General features: G+C 65.6%; 16 protein-coding genes and 1 tRNA gene. 5 read left to right on the plus strand and 12 right to left on the minus strand.

Features of this window, described 5'->3' with window-relative positions; all coding sequences use genetic code 11:
- Window positions 1-89: 89 nt before the first annotated feature.
- Entirely contained in the window at window positions 90-599 is a 510-nt protein-coding gene (seqA, locus tag AB5Y93_RS03355; RefSeq protein ID WP_010674108.1) for a replication initiation negative regulator SeqA, read from the plus strand.
- Between the two features lie 53 nt (window positions 600-652).
- Window positions 653-2,302, plus strand: a complete 1,650-nt coding sequence (gene pgm / locus AB5Y93_RS03360; protein ID WP_368228800.1) for a phosphoglucomutase (alpha-D-glucose-1,6-bisphosphate-dependent) — start codon at window positions 653-655, stop codon at window positions 2,300-2,302.
- Between the two features lie 74 nt (window positions 2,303-2,376).
- On the opposite strand, the gene AB5Y93_RS03365 is transcribed toward pgm, so the two are convergent.
- Window positions 2,377-3,258, minus strand: a complete 882-nt coding sequence (locus tag AB5Y93_RS03365; protein WP_368228801.1) for a DMT family transporter — start codon at window positions 3,256-3,258, stop codon at window positions 2,377-2,379.
- 94 nt (window positions 3,259-3,352) lie between these two features.
- On the opposite strand from AB5Y93_RS03365, the gene AB5Y93_RS03370 reads away from it, so the two are divergent.
- Window positions 3,353-3,835, plus strand: a complete 483-nt coding sequence (locus tag AB5Y93_RS03370) for a MarR family winged helix-turn-helix transcriptional regulator (RefSeq protein WP_010674111.1) — start codon at window positions 3,353-3,355, stop codon at window positions 3,833-3,835.
- Window positions 3,836-3,879: 44 nt separating this feature from the next.
- Here the strand turns inward: AB5Y93_RS03370 and mltB are convergent, their stop codons facing one another.
- The 10 genes from mltB to AB5Y93_RS03420 form a co-directional block, all read right to left on the minus strand.
- Window positions 3,880-4,977, minus strand: coding sequence for a lytic murein transglycosylase B (gene mltB, locus AB5Y93_RS03375; RefSeq protein ID WP_368228802.1), 1,098 nt, complete (start codon window positions 4,975-4,977; stop codon window positions 3,880-3,882).
- Between the two features lie 93 nt (window positions 4,978-5,070).
- Window positions 5,071-5,673: a CDP-alcohol phosphatidyltransferase family protein gene (locus AB5Y93_RS03380; protein ID WP_128296684.1), complete on the minus strand. Its 603-nt coding sequence runs from the start codon at window positions 5,671-5,673 to the stop codon at window positions 5,071-5,073.
- The gene (locus tag AB5Y93_RS03385) at window positions 5,666-6,328 is read right to left on the minus strand and encodes an ATP-binding cassette domain-containing protein (RefSeq protein WP_182976453.1); all 663 of its coding nucleotides are present in this window, start codon (window positions 6,326-6,328) and stop codon (window positions 5,666-5,668) included. Before AB5Y93_RS03385 ends, AB5Y93_RS03380 begins: the two co-directional genes overlap by 8 nt.
- A gap of 4 nt (window positions 6,329-6,332) precedes the next feature.
- Window positions 6,333-7,943 carry an ABC transporter permease gene (locus AB5Y93_RS03390; RefSeq protein ID WP_368228803.1) on the minus strand — a complete coding sequence of 537 codons (1,611 nt, stop codon included), beginning with the start codon at window positions 7,941-7,943 and terminating at the stop codon, window positions 6,333-6,335.
- A gap of 48 nt (window positions 7,944-7,991) precedes the next feature.
- On the minus strand, window positions 7,992-9,161 hold the full coding sequence (locus AB5Y93_RS03395; RefSeq protein WP_368228804.1) for an ABC transporter substrate-binding protein: 1,170 nt from the start codon (window positions 9,159-9,161) through the stop codon (window positions 7,992-7,994).
- Window positions 9,162-9,180: 19 nt separating this feature from the next.
- Entirely contained in the window at window positions 9,181-11,337 is a 2,157-nt protein-coding gene (locus tag AB5Y93_RS03400; protein ID WP_368228805.1) for an FAD-dependent oxidoreductase, read from the minus strand.
- Window positions 11,334-11,909 carry a carboxymuconolactone decarboxylase family protein gene (locus tag AB5Y93_RS03405; RefSeq protein ID WP_039039829.1) on the minus strand — a complete coding sequence of 192 codons (576 nt, stop codon included), beginning with the start codon at window positions 11,907-11,909 and terminating at the stop codon, window positions 11,334-11,336. Before AB5Y93_RS03405 ends, AB5Y93_RS03400 begins: the two co-directional genes overlap by 4 nt.
- Window positions 11,899-12,609: a DUF1499 domain-containing protein gene (locus AB5Y93_RS03410; RefSeq protein ID WP_368228806.1), complete on the minus strand. Its 711-nt coding sequence runs from the start codon at window positions 12,607-12,609 to the stop codon at window positions 11,899-11,901. The genes AB5Y93_RS03405 and AB5Y93_RS03410 overlap by 11 nt, the downstream gene beginning before the upstream one ends.
- A gap of 127 nt (window positions 12,610-12,736) precedes the next feature.
- Window positions 12,737-13,015, minus strand: a complete 279-nt coding sequence (locus AB5Y93_RS03415; RefSeq protein ID WP_010674120.1) for a peptidylprolyl isomerase — start codon at window positions 13,013-13,015, stop codon at window positions 12,737-12,739.
- A 59-nt stretch (window positions 13,016-13,074) separates the two neighbouring features.
- On the minus strand, window positions 13,075-13,470 hold the full coding sequence (locus tag AB5Y93_RS03420; protein ID WP_043154193.1) for a hypothetical protein: 396 nt from the start codon (window positions 13,468-13,470) through the stop codon (window positions 13,075-13,077).
- A 536-nt stretch (window positions 13,471-14,006) separates the two neighbouring features.
- On the opposite strand from AB5Y93_RS03420, the gene AB5Y93_RS03425 reads away from it, so the two are divergent.
- Window positions 14,007-15,782 (plus strand): autotransporter assembly complex family protein, encoded by a 1,776-nt coding sequence (locus tag AB5Y93_RS03425; RefSeq protein ID WP_368228807.1) that lies wholly within the window; start codon window positions 14,007-14,009, stop codon window positions 15,780-15,782.
- Window positions 15,783-15,858: 76 nt separating this feature from the next.
- A complete protein-coding gene (locus AB5Y93_RS03430; RefSeq protein WP_368228808.1) occupies window positions 15,859-19,632 on the plus strand; it encodes a translocation/assembly module TamB domain-containing protein in 3,774 nt (1,257 codons plus the stop codon).
- Window positions 19,633-19,840: 208 nt separating this feature from the next.
- Here the strand turns inward: AB5Y93_RS03430 and AB5Y93_RS03435 are convergent.
- Window positions 19,841-19,925 (minus strand) — tRNA-Tyr (locus AB5Y93_RS03435).
- Between the last annotated feature and the right edge of the window lie 6 nt (window positions 19,926-19,931).

A 19,931-nucleotide genomic window follows, 5' to 3' on the forward strand; every position in this document is an offset into this window, starting at 1 on the left:
ATGCACATCTGTCCGCCCCTTGCTTGGGCTGCCGGGTCTGCCTATGTATAATCGCCGCATCCGAATTTCGACGAGTCCAGCGCATCCCTATGAAAACCATCGAGCTTGATGACGATCTCTACTTCTTTATCGCGAGCCAGACCCGGCACATCGGCGAGAGTGCGTCCGATATCCTGCGTCGCCTGCTGGAGCAACCCGCCCAGGCTGGCACGGCAACCGTGGCGGCCGCGCCTGCGATGCAACCGCAACCCGTGGCCGATGCCATGGGGCTGGAGGCACTGCTGGATTCCGGCGAGCTTCAGAAAGAAGAGAAGTCCATCAACCGCTTCATGCTGGTATTGAGCACCCTCTATCGGGACAACCCGGAAGGCTTCACCCAGGCGACCGAGATAAAAGGGCGCAAGCGCGTCTATTTCTCCCGTGACCCGGAAGCGCTGCGTGCCAGTGGCAGCACCACCAAGCCCAAGCCGGTACCGGAGACCCCGTTCTGGGTGATCACCAATACCAATACCAGCCGCAAGCAGAACATGGTGGCCCAGCTCATGAACAGCATGGGTTATGACGAGGATCTGACGGCTCGGGTGTGCGGCGCCGTTTAACCCATCAATGACTTCAGGCCTTGCCGGGCAAGGCTCAGCTCAAGGAAAACGCCATGGCACAGCATTCCCACGCCGGTCAGCCGGCTCGTCTTTGCGATCTGACCAACATTCCCCGTCTGGTCAGCGCCTACTACCTCAACAAGCCGGACATGAGCCGCCCTGAGCAGCGGGTCGCCTTCGGCACCTCCGGTCACCGCGGCAGCGCCCTGCACAGCGCCTTCACCGAATCCCACATTCTGGCGGTGACCCAGGCGCTGGTGGAGTACCGCCAGCAGGCCGGTATCACGGGGCCGCTGTTCGTTGGCATGGATACCCATGCCCTGTCTGAATCCGCCTTTGCCAGCGCGGTGGAAGTGCTGGCGGCCAACGGTGTCGAGACCCGCATTCAGGTCGGCCTCGGCTTCACGCCGACCCCGGTCATCTCCCATGCCATCCTGCGCCACAACGCAGGCAAACCCGTGGCCCAGGCGGACGGCGTGGTGATCACCCCGTCCCACAACCCGCCGGAAGACGGTGGCTTCAAATACAACCCGCCCCACGGCGGTCCTGCCGAAGGCGAGATCACCAAGTGGGTGGAAGACCGCGCCAACGCGATTCTGGAAGCGGGTCTGGCCGGCGTGAAGCGGATGCCGTTTGCCGAGGCCCTCAAGAGCCCGTTCGTGGTGGAACACGACTATGTCACCCCTTATGTGGATGATCTCGAAAACGTGCTGGATCTGGCCGCCATCAAGCAGGCTGGCATCAAGATCGGCGTGGATCCGCTGGGTGGCTCCGGCGTCGCCTACTGGGACGTCATCGCCAGGCGCTACGGTCTGGACATCGAGGTGGTGAACTACAAGGTCGACCCGACCTTCTCCTTCATGACCCTGGACAAAGACGGCAAGATCCGGATGGACTGTTCCAGCCCGTTCGCCATGGCGAGCTTGATTGCCCTGAAAGACAAGTTCGACATCGCCCTTGGCAATGACCCTGACTACGACCGTCACGGCATCGTCACCAAGGCGGGCCTGATGAATCCGAACCACTATCTGGCGGTAGCCATCCAGTATCTGTTCACCCACAGAACCGGCTGGCCCAAGGGGGCGGCCGTCGGCAAGACGCTGGTCTCCTCTTCCATGATCGACCGGGTGGCCGGCGAGATCGGTCGCACCCTCAAAGAGGTGCCGGTCGGCTTCAAGTGGTTCGTGGACGGTCTCTACAGCGGCGAGTTCGGCTTTGGCGGCGAGGAGAGCGCGGGTGCCTCCTTCCTGCGCAAGGACGGTACCGTCTGGACCACCGACAAGGATGGCTTCATCCTGGCGCTGCTGGCGGCCGAGATCCTGGCGGTGACCGGCAAGGATCCCCAGGCCCACTACAATGCGCTCGAAGCCAGATTCGGCCGCTCCAGCTACCGCCGCATCGATGCTCCGGCCAACAGCGCCCAGAAGGCGGTGCTCTCCAAGCTGGATCCGGCCCTGGTGGAAGCCTCCACCCTGGCTGGTGAGCCCATCCTCGCCAAGCTGACCAAGGCGCCTGGCAACGATGCCGCCATCGGCGGCCTGAAAGTGGTGACCGAGAACGGCTGGTTCGCGGCGCGCCCCTCCGGTACCGAGTCCATCTACAAGATCTACATGGAGAGCTTCAAGGGGGAGGCGCACCTGGACCTCATCCAGCAGGAAGCCCAGCAGATTGTCTCCGCCGCCCTGGCCAAGGCCGGCGTCTGACCCTTACGGCAACAACCCATGTGAAAGAGGAGCCCTGGTGGCTCCTCTTCTTTTTGTGTCGGGTTGACTGCGGATCAGCCGTTGTCGACGCTGCCGGTGGCGGCCTTGCGGTTCTGCCAGCGCTTGAGGAAGGAGCGGGCCGGCAGCTTCATCAGGAAGAGAGAGAGCAGGATGATGCTGATGCCGAGCCACTGACGGCCATCCAGGGTTTCTCCCACCATCAGCACACCGCAGGAGACCGCCACCATGGGGTTGGTGAGGGCCAGCATCCCCATCACCTCCGGGCCATGGCGTTTGAGTCCCCAGAGCCAGGCCCAGTAGGCCAGAGCCGTATTGAGGATCACCAGCCAGATAAGCCCGGGAGTGGCGTCAGCCCGGGGCAGGGGCATGGGGCCGGCCAGCCACCAGGCCAGCGGGATCAGCATCAGGCCGCCCAGCAGCAGCTGCCAGGCGGTCAGGGCCAGCAGATCGTCCACCGGCCAGCGTTGCATCCAGCGGCTCGACTGGCCGATGAGCAGGGTGGCGAGCAGGGCGCACGCCACGCCGACGGGATCCAGATTGGCAGAGGGATTGAGCAGCAAGAGCACCCCGACGAGCCCCATCACCCCCAGCAACAACCACTTGAGCGTCGGTCTGACACCGTCTTGCAGCCAGGCCAGCCCCATCAGAATGAGGGGCAGCGTCGCTCCCAACGTACCCGCCACGGCGCCGGGCAGGCGAAACGCCGCCACGAACAGCAGGGCGAAGAAGGCGGTGATGTTGCAAAACGCCAGCAGGAACTGCCTGCTCCAGACGAGAGGCGGCCTGCGGGGATGGAGCAACAGCAGCAGCACCCCGGCGGGGAGGGCGCGCCACACGGCCACCCAGTAGGGGGAGTAGTCGGTCAGGTAGAGACTGACGACGGCATAGGTGCTGCCCCAGAGCAGGGGGGCGAGCAGGGCGATCAGCAGTGGCATGGTTATCTCGCAACAAAGTATCTTTAAGTAAAGATACATTAGCCGCGAGTTGGTTTATTATCAAGTATCTTCATGTGAAGATAATGGAGCGTGAATGGAGAGTGATCATGTAGATCAGCTGCTGGCCCAGTGGGCCCGGCAGCGCCCGGACCTCGACTGCTCCCCCATGGGAGTGCTGGGGCGGGTGGCGCGCATGGCGGCGATCGCCGGGCGCGAAGTGAGCGAGACCCTCAAGGAGTGCGGTCTGCTGGGGTCCGATTTCGATATCCTGGCGACCCTGCGTCGGGCCGGCGAGCCGCTGACCCCGACCGCGCTCTACCAGTCCGCCATGCTGAGTTCAGGAGCCATGACGGCCCGGCTCGACAAGCTGGAGCAGCGTGGCCTGATAAGACGTGAAGCCTCCCCGGATGACAGGCGCAGCCTGCTGGTCTGCCTGACGGAGCCGGGGCGGGAGCTGGTTGACCATGCGGTGGAACAGCACGTGGCGAACGAGCGCCGCCTCCTGGCCCCATTGAGCCTGGTCGAACAGGAGCAGCTGGCCGCCCTGCTCAAACGCTGGCTGCTGGAAAACGAATAAAAAAACGGGCCAGCGGGCCCGTTTTCGTTGGCATTGAGGCTGACTCAGTAGCCGCCTCTGGCATCCCTGACGGCAAGGCCAAGCTGCCATACCGCCATGGCGTAGTGGGTGCTGTGGTTGTAGCGGGTGATGGCGTAGAAGTTCGGCAAGCCGTACCAGTACTGGTAACCGGTGCCGACATCCAGACGCAGCAGGCTCGCCTCCTTGTGATTGCCAAGGGAGCCGGTGGGAGCCAGCCCGGCACCGCGCAGGGTGGCCACCGGGTAGCGGGTCTGGAAGCCGTGCTCATAGCCCGGCAGCTGTCCCTGGCCGCGTACTGCCACCGGCTGCCCTTTCTCCCAGCCGTGGGCCTTGAAGTAGTTGGCCACGCTGCCGATGGCATCCACCGGATCCCACAGGTTGGTGTGGCCGTTGCCGTTGAAGTCCACCGCGTAGTTGCGAAAACTCGACGGCATGAACTGGCCGTAGCCCATGGCCCCGGCATAGGAGCCCTTGGGTTCGGTGGGATCCATCCCTTCATCCCGGGTCATCACCAGGAAGGCTTCCAGCTCGCCGGTGAAGAAGTCGGCGCGGCGCGGGTAGTCAAATGCCAGGGTCGCCAGGGCGTCGAGAATGCGGGTCTTGCCCATCACCCGACCCCAGCGGGTCTCCACCCCGATGATGCCGACGATGATCTCGGGTGGCACCCCGTAGATCTGCTGCGCCCGGTTGAGTTCACTCTCGTATTCGCGCCAGAAGTTGACGCCGTTCTGTACGTTGTCCGGGGTGATGAACTTGGCGCGGTAGCGGTTCCAGGCGCCGGTCGGGCCGGTGGGCGGTCTGGTGGTGGGGGCCTGGGCGTCCATCAGCTTGATGATCCAGTCATAACGCTCGGCCTGGGCCAGTACCCGGTGCAGCTCGGCGCCGTCGAAACCGTGCTTTTGCACCATCCGCTGCACGAAGTTGTCCACGTTGGAACGATGGGCGAAGTCCCCCTTGCTGACCCCGGGCTGGCTCACCTGTCCGTAGAAGGGTTTGCTCGGCGGCGTCTGGTTGATGAAGGCGCTGTTGGGTTGGGGTTTGACCACGGGCTTGGGCGCCGGCGTGCTGCTGCAGCCGTAGATCAGGGGAAACAGGGAGAGGACACAGACAAGGCGACGCATAGGGTTCTCGTGAGCCTGAAAAAGAGTGCCGTCATGGTAAAACATTGGCGTGCAGGCGCAAGTGCTCCGTGCCGGCGCGCCCCCGGGATCCCGTCAGCGCAGGGTGTGGTAGCCGCTCCAGATCCGGGTCAGGGTCGTGATGGCGCAGAGCAGGGCGAAACCGTAGGCCAGTGGCACGAAGGTGGCGGGCCAGAGGCACATGAGCACGAAGAGGGCGATGGTTTCGCTCCCCTCGGTGAGCCCGCCCAGATAGTAGAGGGATTTGTGGTGGTAGACGGGGCTCTCGATGCCCCGTTTGCCCGCCATGATGGCAAAGGCCAGAAAGCTCGATCCCGTGCCCATGAAGGCGAACAGCAGGGTGGCGGCGGCCAGGGCGTTGGCCGGGTCGGCGAGGGCAAAGCCCAGCACCACGGCGGCGTAGAAGATGAAATCCAGCGTGATGTCGAGAAACCCGCCGCAGTCGGTGATGCCCGTTTCCCGCGCCACGGCGCCATCCAGCCCGTCCAGCAGCCGGTTGAGCAGAATCGCCGCCAACGCCCACTGATAGCAGCCAAAGGCCAGCAGCGGCAGCGCCAGCATGCCGATGAGAAAGCCGGCGAGGCTCACCTGGTTGGCGCTCACCCCGGCCCGGTACAGGGGGCGGGCGAGCGCGGCGAGGGGGCGGCGGATAACCGGGATCAGGTGGCGATCAAACAAGGTGGTGCTCCTCTTCGGGGATGGCTGGGGGGATCAGCTGCAAGATGGTGCCCGGTGCATCCTCTTCGTCGTGGGTCACCAGCAGCGCGGGGATGGCCTGCGTGCGCAGGCGCTCGAACACCAGGGTTCTGAATGCCGCCCGCAGCGGCTTGTCGAGGCGGGAGAAGGGCTCGTCCAGCAGCAATGCCCTGGGCTCGGCCAGCAGGGCACGCAGCAGGCTGACGCGGGCTTTCTGGCCACCGGAGAGCGCCCCGGGCAGCTTATCCGCCTGAGCCTCCAGCCCGACCTCAGCCAGCGCCTCGCGGGCCCGGGTCTGCCTTGCCGCCATCCCCTTGAGATGCGCCGGCATGCCGAACATCAGATTTTCGGCCACCGTCAGGTGGGCAAACAGCAGGTCATCCTGAAACAGGATGCCGACTCCCCTCTCCTGGGGGGGCAGCGGGGTGAGGCGATGTGCGCCGAGCAGGATGTCCCCGGTCAGCCGGATGGGCCCCCCGGGTGGCAGCACTCCCGCCAGGGCCGCCAGCAGTGAGCTCTTGCCACAGCCGCTCGGTCCCATCAGGGTGAGCACCTCGCCCGGGGCCACCCTGAGGGGGGGGAGCGTCAGCAGGGGGGCACCGTCGAGGAAGAGGGTGAGTGCGGAGGTGTGCAGCATCGGGTCAGGGCCTCAGGGCGGGGTTGATGCGCCGCGGCAGCCAGAGCGCCAGGGCATAGATGAAAAGGGGCAGCAGCAGTTGCAGCAGGCCGTAGAGCCCCGCCAGCCGCCTGTTGAGGCCGCTGCCGATGGCCACCGCCTCCGTGGTGATGGTGACGACCCGCCCGCCGCCGAACAGCAGGGTCGGCAGGTATTGGGCCAGGCTCACCGCCGCCCCGACACCGAAGGCGAACAGCAGGGGACGGGCGAGCAGGGGACCCTTGACTCGCCACCAGGCCCCCCAGGGGCTGGCCCCGAGCGTGAGGGCCACCCGGGTGAGGCGCTCGTCGAACTGGCGATAGGGGCCGTGCAGGCAGAGATAGACGTATGGAAAGACGAAGATCAACTGGCTCCAGAGTACCCAGCCAGGGCCTATGCCAGTGAATCCCAGCCCGTCGGTCTGAAGGCGCAATCCAAACAGCAGGCTGGCCTGGGGCAGCAGCAGAGGCAGGCAGACAAGCCAGAGGGTGCGTGTGGCGCGGCGCGCAGGCAACGCCTCGAGGCAGAGCACCGCCAGCAGCAGGGAGAGCGCGGCGCAGAGCAGGGCCAGCCACAGACTCTGCCACAGCAGCGGGCCCAGGCTCGGCAGCAGAGCCAGCCAGTGGTGGCTGCTCCATTCACTCGGCCAGAGGGCGGGAAAGGACCAGCGCCGGGTCAGGGACCAGAGTAGCAGGGCGGCGAGCACCAGCAGATTGGTCAGGAGCAGCCCCCACACGCCGATGCGGGCAATGAGTGCGGGCCAGGGCGAGGCGGGGGCGCGTCGCCCATCCAGCCAGCGTGCCTTGCCGAGGGTGAGGTGGGTCCGCTCCAGCAGCCTGAGGGCGCCAAGCAGCAGCAGGTTGATGGCGAGCAGCAAGAGGGCGCCGCTGGCACTGGCGCCGCGCCAGGCGGGGTCGGCATCCTGATACCAGAGCCAGAGTCGCACCGCCAGGGGCGGCGGGGCATCCGGCCCCAGCAGCAGGGCGAGATCCACCACCGCCAGGCCATAGGCGGCCACCGCGTAGAGGGGTAGGCGCAGGGCGGGCCAGAGGGCGGGCAGCAGCAGGCGCCACCAGATCCGGGGGGCGCTGAAGCCGAGGCTGGCCCCCAGCCACTGCTGGCGCGCCACCTTGGCGGGATCCAGTGCCGCCAGCGCCATCAGCAGCAGGAAGGGGGTCTCCTTGAGGATGAGCACCACGATGAGGCCAAGCCCCCAGGGATCCTTGAGGGTTTGCCAGTCCGGGGGCAGATGGGTGAGGTCAAGCAGGGGGGCGACGAGGCGCAGCAGCCAGCCGGAGGGAGCGATCAGAAAGGCGATGCCGATGGCAAAGGCGACGTGGGGAAGCGCCAGCAGGGGGGAGAGCAGGCGGCGCAGCCAGCGCATCCAGGGACGCCCGTCCCCCTGGGCGAGCAGCAGGGCGGTGGCGCCGAGAGCCCCCAGGGTGGAGGCGCCCGCCACCCAGAGGCTCAACCCTGCGGAGTGCCAGAGTCCGGGCTGGGGGAGCAAGAGGGATAGATTGGCGGGGGTGAGTCCCTCGATGACCAGCAACAGCAGGCCCCCGGCGAGCGGGATCCCCAGCAGCAGGGCTCCCAGCATCAAAAAGGGCAGCAGGAGGAGAAGAGGGGCGCGCGCCTGCATGATGGATCAGTGGCCGTAGCGCTCGGCCCAGGCCGCTTCCAGCCGGGTCTGCCAGCTGGGGTGGGGCTCTGCCACCCCCTTGAAGCGCAATGCCGGACGGGTCTGGCCTGGCAGCGCCTCCTGGCGCAGCACGCTGGGATCCCCCCAGAAGGCGGGGTCGCTCTTGCGCGCCTGGGCGGCGGGGCTCAGCAGGAAGTTGACCACCACCTTGGCCCCGGCCCGGGCGGAGGCATTGAAGGGGATGGCGAGGAAATGGCTGTTGGTGAGCGCCCCTTTTTCCATGGCGATGGCCTGGACGGTGGGGGGCAGGGTGCCGTTTTGCACCGAACTCTGGGCTTCCCCCGGGTTGAAGCTGATGGCCATGGCCAGCTCGCCGTCATCGAGCAACTGCCTGGTCTCGGCTGCGCCGGTGGGGAAGAGCCTGCCCTTTCGCCAGAGCGCGGGGTGAAGCTGGTCGAGCCAGGCCCAGAGAGGGGCGGTGATGCGGAGGAAGTCGGCATCGGTCGCCTCCCGATAGAGGGGCGCCGGATCCGGTGTCAGCTCCAGCAGGATCTGCTTGAGAAAGCTCGAGCCGTGAAACTGGGGAGGCTTGGGGTAGGTGAAGCGGCCGGGGTGAGCCTTGGCCCAGGCCAGCAGGGCGGCCGCCGAGATGGGAGGTGCGTCTACCTGGTCGTCATCCACCATCAGATTGAGCTGGCCTATGCCCCAGGGGGCCTCCAGCCCCTCGACCGGCACGGTGAAGTCCTCACTCACCGGCAGGGCGGTGTCCACCAGGACCATGTTGGGCAGCTCGTCGGTAAAGGGGGCCCCCAGCAGCCCCTGCTCCTTGAGCGCCTTGAAGTTCTCGCCGTTGACCCAGAGCAGGTCGATGGGGCCGTTCGACGTCTTGCCAGCCTGTTTGCCGGCCAGCAACTGGCTCACGCTCTGGGCGATGTCATCCACCTTCACCTGCACCAGCTCGACCTGGTACTGGCGAGCGATCTCCTGCCTGGCCCACACCAGGTAGGCGTTGATCTCGGGGCTGCCCCCCCAGGCGTTGAAGTAGACGGTCTGCCCCCTGGCGGCCAGCAAGGTCTGCTGCCACGATGCGTCATTGGCGTGGAGCGGGGAGGCCAGCAGCAGGGGGACAGCGGCCATCAGGGGACGGAGCAGGGCGCGAAGTCGAGTCTTGAACATGATGGTTGCCTCGTCAGAGTCAGGCGCCGCGGCGCCAGCGGTGATAACGGGCCAGCAGCGCCAGCAGGCGCCCGGGCTGACGGGCACGGCGCCAGGCGCCAGCCACGTACTTGTTCCCCTCCATCAGGGTGGGGTAGGGGTGAACGGTGGCGAGGATCTTGCCAAGTCCCAGACGGTGGCGCATGGCGAGAGCAAACTCGGCGATCCGCTCGCCGGCGTGAGCACCCACTATGGTGGCCCCGAGTATCCTGTCACGGCCCGGCACCGTCAGCACCTCGACAAAGCCCCCTGACTCGCCGTCGGTGATGGCTCTATCCAGCTCGGCCATCTCGAAGCGGGTCGACTCGAAGGGGATGCCTCGGGCATGAGCCTCTTTCTGGTTGAGGCCGACCCTGGCTATCTCCGGACTGGTATAGGTGGCCGCCGGCATGACCCTGTAGTCTGCCCGAAAGCGCCTGAACTGGCCAAAGAGGGCGTTGATGGCGGCATACCAGGCCTGATGGGCGGCAAAATGGGTGAACTGGTAGGGGCCGGCAACGTCCCCCACCGCCAGGATGCTGGGGTAGTTGGTGGCGAGGAAGCCGTCGATGGCCAGGGTGCCGCCGGGGGCCAGTTCAACCCCCAGCGCCTCCAGCCCGAAACCGCTCACGTTGGCCTCCCGGCCAAGGGCCAGCAGCAGCTGGTCCCCCTCAACCACCAGCGTCTCGTCCCCCCGGCGCAGGTGCAGCCGGATGGGCAGGTTGGTGACTTTACCGTCCATATACCCGGCCGAGGTAGCCTGCCAGCCGAGGTGCAGGGTGACGCCGTCGTGCTCCAGCTGCGCGGCCAGGGCCCCGGCGACGTCCCTATCTTCCCGGGGCAGCAGCTGAGGGCCTTGCTCCACCAGGGTGACGGGGATACCGAGCAGGGCCAGGCTCTGGGCCAGCTCGCAGCCGATGGGGCCTCCTCCCAGCACCAGCAGATGGCGGGGGGGCTCACGCAGTCGCTGCCAGATAGTGTCGGAGGTGAGGTAGGGAACCCTGTCCAGCCCCGGTAGTGCGGGCACCCGGGGGCGGGCGCCGGTGGCGATCACGATATGACGGCTGGTCAGGCGCTTGCCGTTGACCTCCACCTCCCAGGGGGAGGTGACTCGCGCCCGCCCCTGGATGCACTCCACCCCGAGTCCTTCATAGCGCGCCACCGAGTCGTGGGGTTCGACCTCCTCGATGACCCGGGCGACCCGCGCCATCACGGCGGCGAAGTCAGCGCGGCTCTGGCTCGGGGTAAAACCAAGCTCCCCGGCCTTGCGCTGTTCAATGGCGAAGCGGGCGCTTCGGATCAGCGCCTTGGAGGGGACGCAGCCGGTATGGAGGCAATCCCCCCCCATCCTGTGCTGCTCGATGAGGGCCACTCTGGCTTTCACCGCGGCGGCGATGTAGCTGGTGACCAGACCTCCGGCGCCGGCACCTATCACCAGCAGGTTGTAGTCAAAGCGCGCCGGCTTGCGGTAGGGGGCGTGCAACCGGTAGAGGGCGAGACGGCGCTGAAAGGCACGCATCAGCCAGGGCATCAGGCCGAGCAGGGTCAGGGCGGCCAGCAGGCCGGGGGAGAAGAGGTTGCGTGTGCTGGTGAGGGTAGCCAGCTCGCTTCCCGCCAGCACGTAGACGAGGGTGCCCGGCAGCATGCCGAGCTGGCTGACCCAGTAGTAGGTGCTGACTCTGATGGGGGTGAGCCCCATCACCAGGTTGACCAGAAAGAAGGGGAAGAGGGGGATGAGGCGCAGGCTCAGCAGATAGAAGGCCCCCTCCTTTTGCATGCCGGCCTGAACGCTCGCCAGCTTGTCGCCAAAGCGCGTCTCGACCCAGTCCCGCAGCAGGAAGCGGGCGCTGAGAAAGGCCAGGGTGGCGCCGAGGGAGCTGGCAAAGGAGACCAGCAAGAGCCCCCACAGGATGCCGAAGACGGCGCTGCCCGCCAGGGTGAGCAGGGCCGCCCCCGGCAGGGAGAGGGCGGTGGTGAGCACATAGATCACCAGAAACAGCAGGCTGGCTGCGACAACATGGCGGTCGACCCAAAGGGCCAGGCGCTCCTGATGAGCCTGCAACTGGGTGAGGCTCAGATAGTGGTCAAGGTCGAGGGCAAAGAAGGTGCCGACCAGGGCCCCCATCGCCAGCAACAGCAGCAGGCGTGCCTGGTTCATCCCTGCCCCTTGTCGAGGGGGCGCTCGGGTTGCACCGGCAACTGGCAGAACCCCTGGGGAGCGATGTCGAGAGCGGCATTGAACTTGGCGGACATGTTCTGGAAGGCGATGAGGCCGGTGAGCTCCACCAGGGCGTCGTCATCGAACCAGGGCTTGAGGCGGGCGGCCTGCTCGTCGCTCACGCCATCCAGCCCGGTCATGGCCTCGGCATAGTCCAGCACGGCCCGCTCCCGCTCGTCGAACAAGGGGCTGTCGCGCCACCGGGCCAGCGCCTCCACCTTGTCGCTGGAGCCTGCCCGCTTGACGAGGGTCATGGCGTTGATGTCGACACAGAAACGACACCAGTTGAGCTGGGAGACCCGCACCGTCACCAGGGAGCGCAGCACGGGGTCGATGGGGGAGCGCTTGCGGTTGATGACGCCGTAGAGGGTGGCGACCGCGGCGAACAGCCTGGGGGAGCGCCCCCAGCACTTGCCCGGGATCAGCACCTGACCGTAGTTGCGTTTCTGCAGCCAGAAGAAGGGGCGGATGAACCAGGCGTAGGCCCGGTCCGGTTTGACCTCAATGCGCATCTTGTTCCTCTTTGAGCTTCTCCATCTTGGGCTTGTAGGCCCCGCCCAGGCGCTCGTTCAACCGATTCAGGAAATCGATGATCCGTGCCCGGTTGACCCCCAGATCGCTGCGCCCCTGGCGCGAGGCGGAGCGCATGTCGATACGGGTCTCTTTGGGCCCGGCAAAGACCCGCAGTGCCACGTCATCCTGAAACCCGAACCAGCCGGTGGTGACGACGGCATCGATACCCTCGCTGCCCGGATGAACCTGCCAGCCCAGCTCCGTCATCAGTTCCTCGGCTTCCGCGAGCACTTCGACCGGGGATGCCCGGGTATAGAGAGGACCGGGGTTGCCTGGAAATAGTTGCAGGGGCGGAGGGGAGACCGGGAGATCCTCCGGGCTTCTGAGCTGCTCGGCCCACTGGAGCCGTGGCGGATGGTAGGGATCCGTGCTGACGTCGTTGGCGAGGGGAGAGCGCAGCGCCTGGACGAGAAACAGCAGGGGCAGCAGCAGGGGAGCAATGCCCCAGATATCCGGCCAGAGGTTGGTGGTGCGGCGATAGCGCCAGGGCAGGCGCAGCAGCAGCACGAGGCTGAGGAGGGCGCTGGCGAGACAGAGGATGAAGCCGAGCCACCAGGGCCAGAGATGGGCGCGGCTGCCAAGGGCCCCGCAAAGGGGCAATAGCCAGGTCAGCAGCGGCCACCACAAAGAGCTGTGCATATGAGGGATCCACGGGTCAGGATGGAACTATGCCCAGAAGGATAAACTTAATTGCCTGATAACGTTAGTAAATGATCATCAATCCCGGGCGTGCGGCTCAGAGAACCGATGGCCTCGTCGCCCTGGATCAGCTGCGATAGAGCACCTTGATGAGGTGGAAGCCGAACTTGGTGCGCACCGGCCCCAGCACGGTCAGCAACTCCCCCTTGAACACGGCATCGTCGAAGGACTTGACCATGTCCCCCTTGGAGAACTCTCCCAGATCGCCGCCACGCTTGCCGGAAGGGCAGGTGGAGAAACGCTTGGCCATCTGGCTGAAATCGGCGCCCTTGGCGAGCTTCTCCTTGATTTCCAGACACTGTTTCTCGGTCTTGACCAGGATGTGCTGGGCACAGGCTTTTTTCATCGGAATGCTCCTCGGCGAGGGGAAAGGGGGCGCAAGATTACTGCAATTGCGCCTCCGCGTCAGCCCCTCGGGCGCGAGACCCGGCTCCGGGGGCCGGCGGCCAGGGGGACCCTGGCCCGGGATTGCCAGAGGATCTCCAGCCCCAGCAGGGCATAGAGGCTCCAGATGGCCAGGGGGTTGAGCCAGTTGCCTCCCATCTGCAGGGTGGCCAGGGCTGCGCTCACCAGCAGCAGGACTATGCCGGGCAGGCGCCAGTGGGCAGACAGGGGGGCGAGCAGGGCCATGCCCAGCAGCAGGGCCAGGCCAAAGGGCAGATTGAGCGCGGTGAAGGCGAGGGCCTGCTGGCCGTTCATGCCGGTCAGCAATGCCAGCAGGGCGCTGCAGCAGGCCAGGAAGGTGATGAACTCGAGTCGGTCGGCGATGTAGTCAGCCAGTTGTTCGCTACGTAGGTGCATGGGGTCTCTCCTGCGATGATTGGGATCAGTGTGGGACAGGCAGGAGCGCAGGGGCAGCGGGATAAATCGATTGAATTGAACGAAGCTTTAGTGCCATCTATTCAAGTGATTGATTTAAAATTATTTTCCTGTTCAATAGCAGGCAGGGTGGGGAAGAGGGCACGGAGCAAGTCGAGGGGGACGGGTTGACGAAACCCGCCGGATGCGGGGTGTCCGACAAGGGTTGTCGCGACGAGCCGGACCCTGCTGCCAGCCCAAGGCCGCCAGGGGAGATCCGGCGTGGCGGGGTCGGTGGTGGCGTTTTGTTCGCCCCTTGCCCGGATTGTGCGCAGTTTGGCTCCTCACACCCGGCTGGCTCCTTGCTGGGCCGAAGCGATCCCCGCACCGGGGGCGGCAGAGCGGCACGCAAAGGGGCCCCGAGCGTGGGATTTCGCCGTCGCGATTATGCTAGGATGAGCGGCACTCGCCCGGGATGAGTCTCGGTATCGTACTAAATAACACAATCTTTAAATCATGTTATTCGGGGAAAATGACGTTTGACAGGATGCTATCCTACTTTTCTCACCGGGAGCACTTCATCCGGGCGATCCCGTCGCCCCGGGCCCGGTCTCTTGCTGCTCGCCCTCGCTCTCTGGCTGATGGCGATGCCCGCCATGGCGGCCAAGTTGACCTACCAGATCAAGGGGGTCAGGGGAGAGCAGAAAGACAACGTCGAGGCCTACCTCAACGCCCTGCCCGTCTATCAGGAACGCCAGTACCGCCCCGCCCGCACCAAGATCACCGAGAGCGTACAGAAGGCGCTGCAGGTCTATGGCTACTACCAGCCCAAGATCACCCTGAACCGCGACAAGAAGACGCCCGCCAAGGTGGTGATCGAGATTGAGCGGGGGGAACCCGTGATCATCTCGCGCCTCGACATCCTGCTGGAAGGGGATGCGGGGAGCGACGAGGTGTACAGCGAGCTGCTGGACAAGCTGCCCCTGAAGGAGGGAGATCCCCTCAACCACGGCAAATATGAATCCATCAAGGCGGATCTCGGCAGTCTGGGGCTGGCCCGCGGCTATTTTGACGCCAAGATCAGCAAGAGCCAGGTCAAGGTTTTCCCGGAACAGGGCAAGGCGGAGATCTACATCCTGTTTCGCTCTGGCCCGCGTTACCATTTCGGCGAGATCCGCTATGACGCGACGCCGGAGGCACTGCACCTGATCCGCCCGCTCATCAACATCAAGAGCGGCGACCCCTATCTGGCGATCCGTCTGGCGGAGATGTCCCAGGATGTCTCCTCCACCAAGCTGTTCAAGCAGGTGGACATCAAACCCCTGATCAGCCAGGCCGAGGGCAACCGGGTGCCGGTGCAGGTGACCCTCTCCAACCGGGTCGATCACGAAATTGAGACCGGTATCGGTTATGCCACGGACGTGGGGCCGCGCCTGAGTGCCACCTGGGAGAAACCCTGGGTGAACCGCTATGGTCACCGCCTCTCCAGCACCGCCAAGATCTCGGCGCCGGAAGCGGAGCTCAGCTTCGACTACCAGATCCCGGTGGGCAACCCGCTGCGGGATTACTACTCCCTGCAGGCGGGCTATCAATACACCGACAACAACGACACCCGCTCCGATCTGGCCACCTTCGGGGTGCACCGCTGGACACGCCGACCGGAGAGCTGGGACAGAGACGTCTTTGTGCGCCTGGAGAACGAGCGCTACGTCCAGGGTCAGGACGAGGGGAACAGCCTGCTGCTGATCCCCGGCGTCTCCTGGTCACGGCTGCGGGTGCGCGGCGGTCTGGTGCCGGATTGGGGGGATCGCCAGCAACTGACGATGGAGTTCTCGAGCCCCTACTGGGGGTCCGACATCAGCTTCATGCGGGTGTGGGGGCGCAGCAAGTGGCTGCGCACCCTGGGCGAAGATCACCGTTTCCTGATGCGGGCCGAACAGGGGGCCATCGTCGGGGATGATTTCTCCCTGGTCCCCCCCTCCCTGCGCTTCTTCACCGGCGGCGATCAGACGGTCCGGGGCTACGGTTACGAGACCATTTCGCCACGGGGGGACGATGGCAAGCTGACCGGCGGACGCTACGCCAGCGTCGGCAGCCTGGAGTACAACTACCGCTTCAGCGAGAAGTGGCTCGGAGCCCTGTTCGTGGACGCCGGGACCGCCACCGTCGACTACAGCGAGGCCTGGAAGATAGGCACCGGGGTCGGGGTGCGCTGGGTCACCCCCATCGGTCAGGTCAGGCTCGATCTGGCGGTGGGCATCTCCGAGGAGGACAAGCCGCTGCGGCTGCACTTCGCACTGGGGCCGGAACTATGACCCGGCAACCAGGCGCATATCCTCTTCTTTCTCTTTTCTGGCCGCTGCGGCTGCTTTCCTTGCAGGGGTCTGCATCGTGATCTGGGTAAAACGCATTTTCTTGTGGCTCATGGGCCTCTTCTTCCTGCTGCTCATCGGCGTCAGCCTGCTGGGCTTCACCCATCAGGGTAACAAGTGGTTGTGGCAACAGGCCAGAGCCGCGCTGCCCTCCCTCAAGGGGGAGCTGGTGGCGGGGCAACTCGGTTATGGCTGGACCTTCGAAGGGGTTGGCTGGCAGGACGAGCTGGTGGATGTCACCGTGGAGCGGGCCGTGCTGGACTGGGATCTGGGCAAGCTCCTGCAGGGCAAGCTCTGGATCAAGACTCTGGCGGTGACTCGCCCCGTGGTCCGGGTGGCGGAGTCCGAGCCGGTGCCGGAAGAGCCGTCGGAGCCCTTCGTCTGGCATCCGTTGCCGCTCAAAATCCAGGTCGACAGCCTCAAGGTTGCCGATCTCGATGTGGCGGTGCCCGGCGTGACGATCACCCTCAAGGATCTGGACATTGGCGCCGCCCTGGATCGCGCCGGGCTCATCGTGCGCGGCCCCGTGCTCGATGGCCTGAACGTGGTGGTGGCACCGTCCCCGGTGGAGGCGGCCAGTGACAAGGGCGCCAAACCGGCGGATGAGAAAAGCGCCACCCTGGCGGCCGGCGAGCGCAAGGCTGTCCCCGGTGACAAGACGCAGGCCGCAAGCAAGCCCGAGCCCATGGTGCTGCCGGCGGTGCGACTGCCTTTCCCCATCCAGCTGGAGGGGCTGAAAGCCACGGCGTTCCGTTATCAGCAAGGTGAGCTGGTGGAGGGGCTTGACAACCTGTTGCTGTCGGCCACCGCCGAGGAGGAGCGCATCGACATCCGGGAGCTCTCCTTGCGCCATGCCATGGCGGATCTGGCCTTGAGTGGTCAGGTGCGCCTGCACGAGGATTACCCCCTCACCCTGACTCTGGATGCCAAGGCGCGTCAAGGGCTGCTGGACGGGGAGCTCAAGGGGGAGCAGGTCAATCTCATCCTGGACGGTTCTGTGGGCAAGCTTGGGCTGGCACTCAAGGCCAAGGGGCCGGTGGGCGCCAATCTCAAAGGATCCCTTGCGGCCCTCGACCCGGATCTGCCCTTCGATCTGGCGCTGGACTGGAAGAGCCTCTCCTGGCCCCTGCACAAGCCTGCCAAGGATGAGCCCAGCTATCGGTTGGACAAGGGCACCCTGAGCGCCAAGGGCAAGCTCTCCGGTTATCAGTTTGCGCTCAACACCGCCGGCAAGGGGACCGATGTGCCCCCCTTCAAGGTGGCGCTCTCGGGCAAGGGGGATCTCAACCAGCTGAGCCGTATCGAGCTGCGGCTGGGGGCCCTCAAGGGGGAGCTCAAGCTCGACGGCAAGCTGGCCTGGAGCAAGGGGGTCCAGTGGCAGGGGACGACCGAATTCAAGGGGATCAACCCGGCGGAGCTGGTGCCCGAGATCAAGGGGGCATTGGCGGGCAAGATCACCAGCCGCTTCGATCTGGATGAGGCGGGCCACTGGCAGCTGGCCCTGCCCGAGCTCAAGGTGGATGGCAAGCTCAACCAGTATCCTCTGGCCTTGCAGGGCAGGCTCAGCGGCAACGACAAGATGGAGTGGACCATCCCGGCCCTGGCGCTGCAAAGCGGCCCCAACCGGCTGCAGGCCAAAGGCTCGCTCACGACCCAGGCCTGGAAGCTGGATGCGGATCTGGATGCGCCCAAGCTTGGGGGTATCTACCCGGGTCTGGGAGGGGACATCAAGGGCCAGGTGCGCGTCACCGGCAACCAGCAGGCGCCGCGCGTGAATGCCGATCTGGTGTCGGGCCGACTCGCCTACGCGGGCACCGTCCTCAAGGAGACCGTCATCAAGGCCAACGCCCTGGTCGGGGAGAAGCCCGCCGGTGAGGTGGCGGTGACGGTGGCGAGCCTGGCGCAGGGGGAGACCAAGCTCTCGCAAATCGCCCTGAACCTGAGCGGCGATCTCGAGCGCCACGGGCTCACCTTGACCATGAAGGGGGATCCCCTGGCGGCAGACCTCAGCCTGAATGGCAGCCTGCGCGGTGACCACTGGCGTGGCGCCCTTGCCGAGCTGAAGCTCAAGACCCCCCTCAAGCGCTGGGCGCTGGCCGCCCCCTGGTCTCTGGACCTGGATCTGCCGAAACAGCAGTTGACCATGGGGGATCTCTGCCTCGCGTCCCAGAAGGCCAGTCTCTGCGTCAAGGGGAGCCGGATAGCCCAGTCCCAGGGCAATCTGGAATTTGCCCTGAACGAATTTGATCTCAAGCGGCTGCGCCCCTGGTTGCCGGACAATTTCCGCTGGCAGGCGGTGCTGTCGGCCGACGGGCGCGCCAGCTGGCGCGGCAACCAGCCGACCCTGCACGCCACCGTGCGCACCACGCCTGGGACCTTCGTCGCCGACGAACTCAAGACCGACTACCAGCGCCTCGAGCTCGGGATCGACTTCGAGCGCCAGCAGGCCGCCATCCGGGTCGATTTCGCCTCCGAGCAGATCGGTAACATCGACACCGATCTGCTGATCCGGGATCCCGCCGGCCGCGGCAACCTCGGCGGTCAACTCAGGTTTGACGATCTGAAGCTGGCGACCTTTGCGCCCCTCATTCCCGAAGTGCGCTCCCTGCAAGGGGTCATCTCGGCGGATGCCCGCTTCGACGGTACCCTGGCTGCCCCCCTGCTGTATGGCGAGCTGAACCTGAAGGAGGGGGAGGTTCAGACCCACTCCGACATGGTGACCCTCTCCAAGCTGGTGACCCGCCTCAAGATAGAAGGCAACCGGGCCGAACTCGACGGCTCCATGATGGTGGGCAAGGGCCCCCTGGTGCTGGGGGGCTGGCTGAGCTGGGCCCAGCAGCCGGTGACCGGCAGCCTCACCATTCAGGGCAAGGAGCTGGAGGCCCAGTACCCGGGCATGGGCCGGGTCAGGGTGACACCTGACATCGCCATCTCTCTCGGGGAGGAGACCAGGGTGACCGGCCAGGTGGACATCCCCTGGTCGCGCATCCTGGTCAAGAGCCTGCCAGACAGCGCGGTGGCGGTCTCCGATGACGTCACCGTCATCTACGACGATCTGCCGCCGGTCCCCAAGGCGGCACCGCTGCCCATGGAGATCAGGCTCGCCATCCGGTTCGGGGACGACGTCCGCCTTGAAGCCATGGGACTCAAGACCAAGGTGGGAGGGGCCCTCAACATTCGCCAGGATCCCTCCAAGCCGCTCTCGGGCAACGGGCAACTGGAGCTCAGGGACGGGCGCTTCAAGGCCTATGGTCAGAACCTCATCATCAAGGAGGGGCGGATCCTCTTCTCCGGCCCCATCGATCAGCCCTATCTCAACATCGAGACCTATCGGGATCCGGACACCATCGAGGACAACGTGACCGTCGGGGTGCGGGTGACGGGGCCGGCCGCCAAGCCGAAGATCACCGTCTATTCCGAGCCGCAAATGGCGCAGTCCGAACAGCTATCCTATCTGTTGCGGGGCAAGGGATTGCAGACCAGCGGCGAGGATGGCGGCTTCAACGGCCTGCTGGTGGCGGGGGCCGTGAGCCAGGCGAGCGGCGTGGTCTCCAGCATCGGAGAGTCCCTCGGCATGAGCGACGTGGCCCTCGATACCGCAGGCAGTGGTGATGACACCCAGGTGACCCTGTCGGCCTACCTGCTGCCCGGCTTGCAGTTCCAGTACGGGGTCGGGGTGTTCAGCCCCATCGCCGAATTCAAGCTGCGCTACGAGCTGATGCCAAGGCTCTATCTGCAGGCCATGAGCGGGGTGGCCCAGGCGGTGGATATCTTCTATCGCTTCACCCTGTAAGGGGGCGCGGATGACAAGACAGATGCCTGGGGGGATGCTTATCCCCCCCTGCCCGACCTGCCGATGACTGCTGTTGTAGGTAGGTTCGGGGTGAGAGCGTGCATATATTGACGGGAGGCCTGGCCTCCCGTTTTTTTTGTAGAGAAGAAGGGGATTTGTGGAAGGCAGAAAAGCGAAAACCCGGCACAAGGCCGGGCTTTCTGAAAGATGGTGGAGGGAGAAGGATTCGAACCTTCGAAGGCAGAGCCGTCAGATTTACAGTCTGATCCCTTTGGCCGCTCGGGAACCCCTCCACGGGG

The sequence above is a fragment of the Aeromonas sp. R10-1 genome (assembly GCF_040908465.1).
GTDB lineage: Bacteria > Pseudomonadota > Gammaproteobacteria > Enterobacterales > Aeromonadaceae > Aeromonas > Aeromonas caviae.

Bases quoted from the DNA above. Each gene is read 5' to 3' on its own strand.
- AB5Y93_RS03415 (WP_010674120.1), bottom strand. From the start codon at position 13,015: ATGAAAAAAGCCTGTGCCCAGCACATCCTGGTCAAGACCGAGAAACAG.
- AB5Y93_RS03370 (WP_010674111.1), top strand. From the start codon at position 3,353: ATGGAGAGTGATCATGTAGATCAGCTGCTGGCCCAGTGGGCCCGGCAG.
- AB5Y93_RS03365 (WP_368228801.1), bottom strand. From the start codon at position 3,258: ATGCCACTGCTGATCGCCCTGCTCGCCCCCCTGCTCTGGGGCAGCACC.
- AB5Y93_RS03400 (WP_368228805.1), bottom strand. From the start codon at position 11,337: ATGAACCAGGCACGCCTGCTGCTGTTGCTGGCGATGGGGGCCCTGGTC.
- AB5Y93_RS03410 (WP_368228806.1), bottom strand. From the start codon at position 12,609: ATGCACAGCTCTTTGTGGTGGCCGCTGCTGACCTGGCTATTGCCCCTT.
- AB5Y93_RS03395 (WP_368228804.1), bottom strand. From the start codon at position 9,161: ATGTTCAAGACTCGACTTCGCGCCCTGCTCCGTCCCCTGATGGCCGCT.
- mltB (WP_368228802.1), bottom strand. From the start codon at position 4,977: ATGCGTCGCCTTGTCTGTGTCCTCTCCCTGTTTCCCCTGATCTACGGC.
- AB5Y93_RS03385 (WP_182976453.1), bottom strand. From the start codon at position 6,328: ATGCTGCACACCTCCGCACTCACCCTCTTCCTCGACGGTGCCCCCCTG.
- AB5Y93_RS03405 (WP_039039829.1), bottom strand. From the start codon at position 11,909: ATGCGCATTGAGGTCAAACCGGACCGGGCCTACGCCTGGTTCATCCGC.
- AB5Y93_RS03390 (WP_368228803.1), bottom strand. From the start codon at position 7,943: ATGCTGGGAGCCCTGCTGCTGGGGATCCCGCTCGCCGGGGGCCTGCTG.
- pgm (WP_368228800.1), top strand. From the start codon at position 653: ATGGCACAGCATTCCCACGCCGGTCAGCCGGCTCGTCTTTGCGATCTG.
- seqA (WP_010674108.1), top strand. From the start codon at position 90: ATGAAAACCATCGAGCTTGATGACGATCTCTACTTCTTTATCGCGAGC.
- AB5Y93_RS03420 (WP_043154193.1), bottom strand. From the start codon at position 13,470: ATGCACCTACGTAGCGAACAACTGGCTGACTACATCGCCGACCGACTC.